Here is a 12246-nt window from a genome sequence, read left to right as displayed (position 1 = left end):
ATAACTTCTTCAAATATTTTTAAAGAAACGTTTTCGCTATTTGTCAAAATCATTGGAGTAATGAATAATTTCTTCATTATCTTTGTATAAATTTATTTTCAATGAAAATTATTATAGCGGGTGCTGGAGATGTTGGTTTCCACTTGGCAAAACTTCTTTCAAACGAAGCTCAAGACACCTTTGTGATTGATTCAAATCCTAAAAAACTTAAGTATATTGATGATCATTTGGATGTGATTTCTGTAAAAGGAGATGCTACTTCTATCAAATCATTAAAGGAAGTAGGTGTGGAAAATGCTGATCTAATTTTAGCGGTTACTGAATCTCAGAACACGAACCTAACGATTGCTGCACTCAGCAAGAAGTTAGGAGTTAAGAAAACCATTGCTAGAATTTCTAATACCGAATTCCTCACAACCAATGAAATTAATTTTGCAGAGGTAGGTATTGATTATATGATATCTCCGGAATTTTTGGCTGCCAAAGAAATTGAAGCGCTTTTAAATGAATCTGTCTTTAACGACAAATTTGAATTTGAAAATGGTGCGATCACAATTTTAGGAGCAAGACTCTCTTCTGAGTCCCCAAGTTTAGGAAAAACAGTTCAGGAGGTTAAAGAAATGTACCCTGAAATAGATTTTACTATTATCTCTCTAAAAAGAGAGAATACTATTGAAACGATTATTCCTAGAGGGAGTACTAAATTTAAGCACCACGATCAGGTATATTTTTCTGTAACAAAACAACATATTGAAAAGGTTTACGAACTGATTGGGAAAAAGAAAGTTGGGATCAAGGATGTAATGATTCTTGGAGGAAGTAGAATTGGGCAAAAAGCTGCAAAAAACTTATGCGATCACAATTTTAATGTAAAATTAATCGAAAGTAAAAGAGATAAAGCTTTTGAACTTGCCGATTCGCTATGCAACACCCTGATCATTCAAGGAGATGGTAGAAATGTAGAATTACTAGACGAAGAAGCCATCAATAAAATGGATGCTTTTGTTGCCGTTACCGGTAATTCTGAAACCAACATTATGTCTTGTCTTGTTGCCAAGTCAAAAGGAGTTAAAAAAACCATTGCTTTAGTTGAGAACATGGATTATATTAACATTTCTCAAACTATCGGAATAGACACATTAATTAACAAAAAACTACTTGCTGCAGGGGCTATTTTCAAACATGTACGAAAAGGAAAGGTTCTAGCACTTGCCAACTTACACAACGTTGATGCCGAAGTATTGGAATTTTTTGTGAGACGAAATGCAAAAGCAACCAAACTAAAAATCAAAGACCTTGGATTAACGGACAAAGCTGTAATTGGAGGTGTAGTAAGAAAAGGGGAAGCTGTTATGACTTTTGGAGATTTTCAAATATTAAAGGGAGATAGAGTAATTGTATTCTGTTTACCTGAATCTATTGGAGAGGTAGAAAAATTATTTAACAACTAAACAATGAAATCTTCTGGATTAAATTATAAAATAGTCGTTAGTTTTTTGGGATTAACCGCTATGTTAAATGGTATTTTCATGCTATTTGCAGTTCCTTTTAGTCTATACAACCAAGAGGAAACTTACACAGGAATTCTCTCTGCTGGACTGATCACTATCTGCATAGGTTTTTTTATGTGGTTCTTGAATAGAAACGCTCCTAAAACCTTGCACAAACGAGAAGGATACATCATTGTAACCTTGGGTTGGCTAATTTTAACCTTTACTGGTGCGCTACCTTATTTATTCACTGGAACGATCCCTCATTTTGCGGATGCAATTTTTGAAACCATTTCAGGATACTCTACCACCGGGGCTTCTATTGTGAACGATATCGAAGCATTACCTAACGGAATTTTATTTTGGCGAAGTGCAACTCATTGGATTGGTGGAATGGGAATTATTGTATTGACGATCGCTATTTTACCACTCTTAGGAATTGGTGGTATGCAATTATTTATGGCAGAAGCACCAGGGCCTTCAGCAGATAAGATGCACCCCAGAATCACCCAAACAGCAAAACGTTTATGGTTAATTTACGTTTCCCTTACGTTAACTGAATTTTTCTTGTTAAAAATTGCAGGAATGACTTGGTTTGATGCTCTAAATCATGCCATGGCCACCATGAGTACGGGAGGTTTTTCAACAAAAAATGCGAGTATGGCTTACTGGAACCATATGCCAATTATTCAATACATTGTGATTGCCTTTATGTTTGTAGCAGGAACCAATTTTATACTTACTTACTTTGCCCTTAAAGGAAAAATCAGAAAAATATTTCAAAACGAAGAATTCAAATATTATTTTTTCGGATCTATATTCATGACTATTGTAATCACAATAATCATTCAATATTTCCAAACACCTGGGATAGAATCAACCATAGAACACCCAATGCCATGGGGAACCCTCGAGAGTTCTTTTAGACATGCCGGTTTTCAAGTGGTTGCAGTGCTTACCACAACAGGTTTTGTTTCGGCTGATTACACTACATGGAATTCCTTGGCTACTATGCTTATTTTTTCACTTTTCTTAATTGGAGGATCTGCAGGTTCTACAAGTGGTGGTGTAAAAATTGTACGCCACATCATTATGATAAAAAATAGTGTTTTAGAATTTAAAAAATTACTACACCCAAATGCAATTATTCCGGTTAGATACGACAATAAAGGAGTTTCAAGAATTATTGTTTTTAATATACTCTCCTTCTTTGTTCTTTACATGCTTATATTTATTTCGAGTGCCATCATTCTTAGTTTTATGGGATTAGAATTTGATTCTGCCATCGGCGCTGCGGCATCATCGCTAGGAAATGTAGGTCCTGCACTGGGATCATTGAGTCCTGTGGATAATTATGCTCATCTATCTGATCCTGCCAAAGTATTCTGCTCATTTCTAATGCTAATTGGTAGGCTGGAACTTTTTACGGTTTTAATATTGTTTACTCCTTTCTTTTGGAAAAGAACTTAACAAATATCATATAAAGCAAAGTCAGATATCTATACTTTTGACACTGAAAAAAAACTAATCATCACCTTTCAATCATGAATAAGAATATCTTATCAAAATACATTACAATTGCTCTTGTTATGTTTTCGTTTCATCTGTTTGCCCAAGAAAATGAGCAAGAAAAAGAAAAATCTTGTAAACATTTTAGAGTTAGTCCTGTTTTAAGTCATACTTATATCCCAACGGCTACTTCTGAGGGCACACAAACAATTATCGTCCCCTCCATTGGATTAGATTTGGAGTATTGGTTCAGTCGCAAATTTGGAATAGGACTTCATAATGACTTAGAACTTTTTAACTACGAAATAGAAAAAGCAGGAGAAGAACTGACTGTTGAAAGAGAATACCCTGTGGTAGTTACTTTGGATGGATTAGCCAAAGTTTACAAGGACTTAGTAGTTGTGTTTGGAGCTGGTGTTGAATTTGAAAAAAACCAAAATCTCTATATTGTTAGAGCTGGACTAGAATACGAAATAGAATTTGCGGAAAACTGGGACCTATCTCCTACTTTCTTCTATGATTATCGTCATAAAGAATTCGGTACCTGGTCTATGGGTATTGGAGTTGGTAGACGATTTTAAAAACTTAATATAAAAAAAGCTTCCCAAGGGAAGCTTTTTTTTTACATAATACTTTTCAATTCTTCAAAATCAAGTCCCCCATAATTACCAGAGCTCATTAACAAAAGAGCCGTATCTTCCATATTTTGAGAAAACAAATATTCTTTAAATTCTTTTGGATCTGTATAAACAATCAGATCATCTCTTTGAAAAGCGCTCTTGATCTGTTCTTCTGATACAGTTTCTAATTGTTTTATTTTAACCGCTGATGGAGAATAAAAAACTACGGCAGTATCTGCACTTTCTAATGCCCCAACATATTCTTTTAGAAACTCCGCATTCAAACTACTATAAGTATGAAGTTCTAAGCAAGCCAAAACCTTTCTTGAGGTATACTGATTTTTAACTGCCTTTGTTGTCGCCTTTACTTTTGAAGGAGAGTGTGCAAAATCTTTAAAAATAACCGTTCCTGGTTTTTCGGCAATTTTCTCCAAACGCTTACTAGCTCCTTTAAAAGTGGCAATCGCTTCATAAAACTCCTCTTCTCCTATTCCAATATGTTGACAAATCCATTTTGCCCCTGCCATATTTTGTAAATTATGTCCCCCGAAAATCTCCAAAGGCATATCTCCATCAGGAGTATCTAAGTAGGTTACTCCATCAACAATTGAATAATCCGGTGTCCTATAAGGATACCTCTTTATAGTATGTGTACTTTCTTCGACCACACTTTTCACCTCAGGATCCTCCTCGTTATACACCATAATTCCACCGTTGGTAAGAGAGTCAGTAAATATTCTAAACTGCTCCTTATAATTATCAAATGTTGGAAAAACATTAATATGATCCCAAGCGATACCACTCAGTAGGGCGATATTGGGCTTATACAAATGAAACTTTGGTCTTCTATCTATTGGAGACGATAAATACTCATCTCCTTCTAATATAATAAACTCATTTTCTTCTGTTAAGTGCACCATGGTATCAAAACCTTCCAACTGTGCCCCAACCATGTAATCTACAGCCATATCATGATAATTCAAAACATGTAAGATCATGGAAGTTATAGTAGTCTTACCATGAGAACCACCTATGACAACCCTAGTTTTGTCTTTCGATTGCTCATACAAAAACTCTGGATAAGAATAAATTTTAACCCCAATTTCTTGAGCTTTTAACAACTCTAAATTATCTGGTTTTGCATGCATTCCTAAAATAACAGCATCTAAACTATTTGTTACTTTTTCTGGAAACCACCCAAATTGCTCTGGCAATAAACCTTTCGACTCCAATCTTGATTTCGATGGCTCAAAAATAGCGTCATCACTACCTGTAATCATATATCCTTTAGCTTGTAACGCCAAGGCTAAATTGTGCATTGCACTACCTCCTATTGCTATAAAATGTATCTTCATTTGATCGTTTTAGTACGATTGTAAATGTAATAAAATCATACCTTAAAAAATAAATTCACAACAATACTTTACATGAGAAGTTTAATCTGTGATTCTCGAACAAATTGAAAGTCCCTACATTAATTTCTCACAGCTACTTTTTTCACTACGCTAAATTTATCTGTTGTAATTTTCAGGAAATAAACACCGGTTTGTAAACCATTAAAATCCTTAGAGCTTCTAATTAACTGTCCATTCGTATTTAAAATTTCATAAGAAACTCTTTCCCCTTCTAAACCAACAACAGAAACATCCCCCTTAGTAGGGTTTGGATATATATTTATTCTATTTTGTTCATGAGAAAAATTATTTACGGAAAGACTTTCGCTATACCCAATATTTGCAACTGAAATAGCTCCTACTTGTCCAGTACCCGGTAAAAACAAATTTGCATTCCAGGTAAAAGTATCTGTTAATTGAGTAGTTAACGGATTGTTTGGAAAATATCCCCAGTTTAAATCCAATTCTAAACTCGTAACCCCTGTAATACTTGTTTGACTATATCCTGCAACCTGAACATCCGTATTATCATTGATAAATTGATTGTACAAATTATAAGTTTCAGAAGCATCCAGTCCTGTTATTTTCAAACTAAATGGTACATTTGAGTTAATTTTTGTTGGATTTGATAAATCATCAAAATTAATAGCATTCGGCTGAGAGGTTACACTCATGATCAATTCTATATCCTCTTTCGCATTCAAACCTGCCGTCCAAAGTACTCCACCATATTCATAAGCCCCGATATCTGGAGAATTTCCTTTAAATTCCTTTGAAAAGTCATCAATAACAGCAGCACCATCTACTAAACTTGATCCCGCTAATGGCATAAAATTTCTAGTATCAATATCTTCGATCAGCAAATCTCCTTCATCTAAAATATTATCCTTGTGATCAAATCCAGTTTCAGTTAACCAGTCTGGAGTATTAGTATAATTATTCCATACCCTATTATTCTGTTGTAACTTACCGTTTACCCAAACCCCCATAACATCACCTACATTTAGTACTGTATTATGATAAATATTATTATTCCAATTATCCCAGTTTAATTGAAACCCTGTCCACGTCACATTCCATACCACATTATGATGTACTAAAAACCCCTTACTGTCATTATCTAAATAAATCCCTGCAGCTTTTTGGTTTGAGTAACTTCTACTCACGGCATCATGAATCCAATTATGGTGAATTTCTACATTTTTATCATTTTCATTCCCAACGGTATAAAAAACACCCGAATCATCATTTATCAATTGACTTTGAGAAATATCATTATAGGCAACCTCACAGTTTATTCCAGAAACATAAACACCATCTCTCCCTCCGTGTGAAATTAAATTTTTCAATATTTTCACTCCAGAAGACGTAGATCTTATAGGACTTGCATGAATTCCCACGGCATCAAAATAACGAATTGTATTATTTTCTAATCGCGAGTCTTTACCTCTATCCTGCCCATAACTAATAATATAAATACCCGTTAAACTCCCATGTTCAATTATATTATTTTCAATAGTGGTATTATCACCTTTTATTTCTATTGCCCCTTCACTGATTTGCGCATTTTCACTTGTTACACTATCCGTACGTTCTAAACCGTGTGTTACTTTATTATTTTTAAAAACAACATTCGCTCCATCAATTATTATTTTCCCACCAAAAAACTGAATTCCATCAATTACAACGTAATCACCTGTTATATTTGCACATTCAATTCTTGTTGGAACCTCTACTTGTTCGTCTGAAGGTATTATTCCATTAGAAGGTTTAAAATATAAGGTAGTAGTATTTACATCATAGAACCACTCATTACCATGATCCAACAAACTCAATTTATCATATAAATAATAACGCCCATATTTACCACCATCTCTATAAACAGTAGGATTATGAGTTGAAAATGGCCATTTATCTGGCAATTCACCGAAAGTAATTTCATTTGCAGTTACTCCAGTAGTAACTCGAGTCCAACTTGTACCTGTGTGCCCCCCTAAATACCAAAGTTTAGCATCCTCAAGGTCTATTTCAGGTACATCAGAAGTAATAATTGAAGTAAGCGTACCCTGAGTAGTAACCGCTTTTGCATCAATAGTAAACCTATCCCCATCTGTATCATTAGGCCAACGTGCTATTTGCATCAATGCTTCGTTATTATATACCTGATTGTAAACATCCAAATCCATTGAAACTGATGATTTAAAAATAGTACCATCATGGATCTCCCAATTTGAAACAAACTCAGTAGCCTTAATAATTACTTCTTCCCCATCCATTGCCTTAAAAGTGTATGGACTTTGACTGGTTCCATGTTTTGATATTGCTAAAGTTTGTCTATAGACACCTGCCCTTATGATACATTCATCACCAGCAGACATTACAGTTACGGCCTTATCAAAGGTTTTAAACGGTGAAGAAATAGAACCATCATTTGCATCATTTCCAGTAGTGGAAACATAGAATGTCGTGGCAAACACATTTGGACTTACAACAACAAAAAGAAAATAGACTAATAATTTTAGGGATAATTTCATCTGAATAAAGTTTGGTTTTTGATATGCAAATAACCTCATAAAAGAACAAACTTCTAATCACAAATGGTTTTATTCCATATATAAAACAGCATTCACACCAACTAATAAAACACTATAATGCAACAACTTAACAAACAAATCAAGTTTATATCAGGTATTTTTCAATAATCTATGCGATGTAACGAATAGCAAATTCTTTTCTTTTAAAGAAAATATGCCCCACTAAGTCTGAGCCTAATCTCCGACTAATTCCAACTATTTATTCATACATTTTATGCAACGTAAAAGCCTTTTTAGCTGTTTCAGTTACATCTCCAGAAAAGACTCTTTCATAGCGATTATCCAAAACATAAGCTTGAATGACTAATTTTGTTGCAGGTCTATTGTCAAAATGGTCAAAAAACAAAATAGAAACCGCCTTATCATAATTCAAATATCTTGATGTAATAGTAGCTTCATAAGCTAATTTTCTAACTTTTTCAACATTGATATTTATGGGCAACCACATTTCTACAACTACCATACAGTCCAATGATCCTGAATTTGCATTAGAGATATCCGTACTAATAATAGCTCCATTTGGTATCGAAACTAGATTGTCATCTGCTGTATTAATAATGGTATTACGTATTCCTATTTTTACAACCTCTCCATAATTATTATTGATATCTATTTTATCACCTATTTGAAACGGTCGATCAATAATAATCAGCAATCCACCAAAAACATTTTTCAAAATATCTTGCATTGCAAAACCTAAAGCTAAAGCAGAAGATCCCATCAATGCATACACCGTCTCTGCTGATGGCTTGAATAATGTCAAGATCAAAGTATAAATTGCAGTAATCCATACTACCACAATAATCATAGGCTGCACTCTTAAAATTTTTAATCGATAACGATTAAAATTCTTTACCAAATTTTCAATAAACCAGTTTAAAATTTTGATAAATCCCCAAACTAAAATTAAAACCACAACAATAGTCAAAATCTTTGTAAAAGAAATAATTTCCGTTGCCGCTGTAATCGTTTCAGAAACATTATCCTTTACATCGGAAACAGGCACTATTTCTTGAGAAAACGATACAAACCCAATAAAAAATGCCACAATTAATAAATATATCTTTTTCATATTACATATTTTCGGTTCAACCTATCTTGCATTAATGTTTTCAAGGGAGTTAAATAAATGATATTGATTCCATACTCCACTCTCCCTGAGTTTTCTCTATATACTAAAATCAATTGCTGTTCTAATAATTTTTCAATTGCCAAACGTGTTTCTCTTTTCGTATTTCTAAGAATGTTATTAAACTCAACTATTGTTAATCTAGAATGCTGCAAAAGTGCCTCTATTAAAAACATCTCATTTAAAGATAAAGTTGGTATTGCTTTTTGCTGATAAGGTTTTAGAAAAACAGTATCATCCTTAACTCTAATAGCTGATAATTTAGAAAAATGTATTGCTCTAGAAATATTACCTTTGGCATAAAGGGTTAATAATCTATCATATTCGTTTTTAAGTAATTCTTGTCTCTGTTCTGGAGCTGCTTTTTTCAAGGTTTTATTGAGTTTCTTAGTCAATCTAGTAGGCTTTAAATACACCAATTTATAACCTTCATTTCTATTAACTAATTCTTCAATCAAAACTTCATTAGCCATCGGACTCAATCTAAGAATTGAAGAAAAATTAGAACTAAACAATTTTACATTACTCAAAAAATAATTACTGTATTTGTTCACAGTAACAATCCAATACACTCTTAGTTTAGTTCTATGAACAAATAATAAAAACTCCTCTATCAACTTAAAACCACCAATTTCTCTGAGGAATATTCGTTCAATATTCTCAAAAACAATTACATAATTCTTCTCTTGCTCAAATAAATCTTCCTTGAGTGCACTGATGTTTTTATACTCCCCTTTTAAATCAAAAACTCCTTTTAATATCTTTAATAACTTCTCTTGAGAATGTATCGCACTGTTATTCTCAATGATTTTTACATTTTCATACAAGCCGATACTACTATACATAAGCGAACTCGCCCCTTCACCAAAATCTGAAACAACCAATAAGGGAGCATTGTTAATTTTCCAATTCTCATATGCCGTTTTTAGATTCTTAAGCTCATCCTCTCTTCCTTTCAACTGAGCAAGATTCTCTACAGGATAAATTGAAAATCGTTCCAAATAACCATCCGGTAGATACACCTCTTCGTCAACCTCTTCAATCACCATTGATTTCTTCTCGTATTCAATGTCAATCAAACTATATAAAAACACTTTGGCACGATGTACCAATTCCTTTCTATCAAATTTCATATTATTACTTTTTCTTTTTCTTCTTACTTGCTTTAGCCAAGGGGTTGAAAGCCAATGCCAATTCCAACCAATATTCTAAATCCGATTCTAGATCTGTAGCATCTTCTGTTAAAAAAACATAGCCCTTCATAGACCTTCCTGTAAAATTCATCTCTTTACATCCTTCCTTTTCTAGAGCTTCCTCATAACGATCTGTACCAATACGAGCCATCAATTCATCCTTAACAACACCAACACACATTTTTTCATTAACCATAAAACAAAAACCACCCATCATTTTCATGCCCCTGTGTTGAACTTTTTTCTCTCTAAAATATTTCTCTATGCGCTCTGCTAAATATTCATTGTAAGCCATAACCATTTTTTGAATTCCTTTTCTATTACAAGATACTGTTTTAGGCTAAAAAACCCATATCTCAATAAAAAAGATTTAACAGATCTACAAAACATCAGTGAATCATACAAATCGTATTGAACTGGTCATCAAAACCATCATTACAAAAAATTAACATTCTAAAAATAATTTTATTTGACTGAAAACTACATTCACTTTATTGGCAGATATCATAGCTTTTTCTGTTCAAGATAACTTTGTCACATAATCAATTAAAACTCAAATCTTATGAACAAAAAATTACTCAAAACTTTAATTATTTTATTAATCATTTTCGGGGCTGCAACTGTTAGCGCTCAAGAAAATTTAGACCTTACCATTAATGATAATGTTGTAAGCTCTAAATACTCTCCTTCCAAAGGAACGCTTTCCGCTGTGAACGGAGAAGGAATTACTTTAACAACAGACGGAACTGCAAATTTCTTTGAATTAAGAGTAAACAATCTTAGTACAAATGGACAAAATAAAGTAACTATCAATTACACCTCAAACACAACAGGTGTAGATGGATTAATCTTAAAGCAAAGTGCAAATAATTTAGTTTCAACAAACATAGCACTAACATCCACGCAAGCAATTGAATTTTGCGATGATGCCAATTTTAAAGATGCTGCTGGCGATATTCAGTTAAGATTTCGTTTTACAGCAAGTACAGGAAATATTACCTCAGGAAAAACAATTACATTCACTTCTATCATCATAGAGTCAGATGCTACAGCAAATAATAAAACTATTTTTGAGGAAGCTAACACCTATGTAACAACGGAAAACTCAAATATCATTGTAAAAAATGCACCTAAAGGAAGTCATATTCAAGTATATAATATCTTTGGACAAACCGTTAGTAACAAAAACCTTAATAGCGGAACTTATATCGTAAAAATTTCTGTACAAGGAACTACCCTAAGTAAACAGGTGATTTTATTTTAACCCCTGTTAATTCTAACAAGAAAGACCATCAAAGGATGGTCTTTCTTACTTATATTTTATCGCTATCTATTCAGCAGTCAATTTTATTCTTCTAGGAGTATCCTTTCCCTGAATGATGCTTTCTGTACCTATCGCAATCGCTTCAATAGTATTGGTGATTGTCACTTTATCTAAAGTTTCCACCTCATCATTTACCGTATGATAGTAACGGTCTGTATTTATCGGACAAGTAGAAAAGGTATGAGCTGGAACACCTAGTCTTGCCAAAGAAGCATTATCGGACCTATAAAAAAGATTGTATTTCTGATAAGGATCAGGATGCAATGTATAATCTGTACCTTTTAAATTCTTCTGAATAATTTTACCAAAATTCGATCGTTCAAATCCTGTTAAAAAAGCTGTTTTCGGACCAAATTTAGAATCCTTTCCGATCATTTCAATATTAATTCCAGCAATGCATTTTTTTGGATTTACTTGGGTTCCAAAATACGTCGATCCCCACAATCCCTTTTCTTCCCCTGTAAAGGCGATAAAAACAATTGTTCTCTTATTGTCTCCTCTTTTTTTCCAATAATTCGCTAAAGTTAAAACTGCTGCAACACCAGATGCATCATCATCTGCTCCGTTAGCAATAGAATCACCTGCTACGGGTTTTAGAATTCCTAAATGATCATAATGTGCAGAAACAACTACCCATTCTTTCTCTTTCGAAGTTCCTTCTAAAACCCCTATTATATTTGACAACTCCATTCCTTCTTTTGAAAAAGTCTGACGATACCCTTTCGTCCCCTTAAAAGACTCTAAACCCAGAGCTTTAAATTCTCCCTCAATATAGAGCGCCGCTTTTTCAATCCCTTGGGTTCCAACCTTACGGCCTTCCATGGAATCTGAAGCCAATGTGTATAAATGCTTTTTAACTAAGTCTTGTTCAATTCCACTATTCTGTGCAGTTAAATTTACCATGATGCAGAACAACATGAAATAACAAGCACTTGCCAACTTTTGTTTCTTTTTCATAAGTGTAATTTTATTCATTAAATGTAAACTATTATT

At 33.4% G+C, this 12246-nt stretch carries 10 protein-coding genes; 4 read left to right on the top strand and 6 right to left on the bottom strand.

The window, feature by feature from the left end:
• The first annotated feature begins 101 nt into the window (after positions 1 to 101).
• From trkA to AC2DZ0_RS15295, 3 genes are all read left to right on the top strand, one after another.
• The gene (gene trkA / locus AC2DZ0_RS15305; RefSeq protein ID WP_484490934.1) at positions 102 to 1451 is read left to right on the top strand and encodes a Trk system potassium transporter TrkA; all 1350 of its coding nucleotides are present in this window, start codon (positions 102 to 104) and stop codon (positions 1449 to 1451) included.
• Between the two features lie 3 nt (positions 1452 to 1454).
• Positions 1455 to 2960 carry a TrkH family potassium uptake protein gene (locus tag AC2DZ0_RS15300; protein WP_484490933.1) on the top strand — a complete coding sequence of 502 codons (1506 nt, stop codon included), beginning with the start codon at positions 1455 to 1457 and terminating at the stop codon, positions 2958 to 2960.
• 74 nt (positions 2961 to 3034) lie between these two features.
• Positions 3035 to 3580, top strand: a complete 546-nt coding sequence (locus tag AC2DZ0_RS15295; RefSeq protein WP_484642836.1) for a hypothetical protein — start codon at positions 3035 to 3037, stop codon at positions 3578 to 3580.
• A 41-nt stretch (positions 3581 to 3621) separates the two neighbouring features.
• Here the strand turns inward: AC2DZ0_RS15295 and AC2DZ0_RS15290 are convergent, their stop codons facing one another.
• The 5 genes from AC2DZ0_RS15290 to AC2DZ0_RS15270 form a co-directional block, all read right to left on the bottom strand.
• Positions 3622 to 4974 carry a UDP-N-acetylmuramate--L-alanine ligase gene (locus tag AC2DZ0_RS15290; protein ID WP_484642834.1) on the bottom strand — a complete coding sequence of 451 codons (1353 nt, stop codon included), beginning with the start codon at positions 4972 to 4974 and terminating at the stop codon, positions 3622 to 3624.
• A gap of 119 nt (positions 4975 to 5093) precedes the next feature.
• A complete protein-coding gene (locus AC2DZ0_RS15285; protein WP_484642832.1) occupies positions 5094 to 7547 on the bottom strand; it encodes a right-handed parallel beta-helix repeat-containing protein in 2454 nt (817 codons plus the stop codon).
• A gap of 259 nt (positions 7548 to 7806) precedes the next feature.
• On the bottom strand, positions 7807 to 8679 hold the full coding sequence (locus tag AC2DZ0_RS15280) for a mechanosensitive ion channel family protein (protein ID WP_484642830.1): 873 nt from the start codon (positions 8677 to 8679) through the stop codon (positions 7807 to 7809).
• Positions 8676 to 9869 (bottom strand): hypothetical protein, encoded by a 1194-nt coding sequence (locus AC2DZ0_RS15275; RefSeq protein WP_484642828.1) that lies wholly within the window; start codon positions 9867 to 9869, stop codon positions 8676 to 8678. The genes AC2DZ0_RS15280 and AC2DZ0_RS15275 overlap by 4 nt, the downstream gene beginning before the upstream one ends.
• 4 nt (positions 9870 to 9873) lie before the next feature.
• The gene (locus AC2DZ0_RS15270; RefSeq protein ID WP_484642826.1) at positions 9874 to 10224 is read right to left on the bottom strand and encodes a TfoX/Sxy family protein; all 351 of its coding nucleotides are present in this window, start codon (positions 10222 to 10224) and stop codon (positions 9874 to 9876) included.
• A gap of 267 nt (positions 10225 to 10491) precedes the next feature.
• Between AC2DZ0_RS15270 and AC2DZ0_RS15265 the strand changes: the two genes are divergently transcribed.
• Positions 10492 to 11193, top strand: coding sequence for a T9SS type A sorting domain-containing protein (locus AC2DZ0_RS15265; RefSeq protein WP_484642824.1), 702 nt, complete (start codon positions 10492 to 10494; stop codon positions 11191 to 11193).
• A 66-nt stretch (positions 11194 to 11259) separates the two neighbouring features.
• Here AC2DZ0_RS15265 and AC2DZ0_RS15260 read toward each other — a convergent pair whose 3' ends face one another.
• Positions 11260 to 12210 (bottom strand): M20/M25/M40 family metallo-hydrolase, encoded by a 951-nt coding sequence (locus AC2DZ0_RS15260; protein WP_484642823.1) that lies wholly within the window; start codon positions 12208 to 12210, stop codon positions 11260 to 11262.
• Positions 12211 to 12246 lie beyond the last annotated feature (36 nt).

The organism is Flavicella sp. IMCC45668, assembly GCF_057219105.1.
Note: the sequence above shows the minus strand (reverse complement) of the source record. Positions and strands in the feature narration are given on the sequence as shown.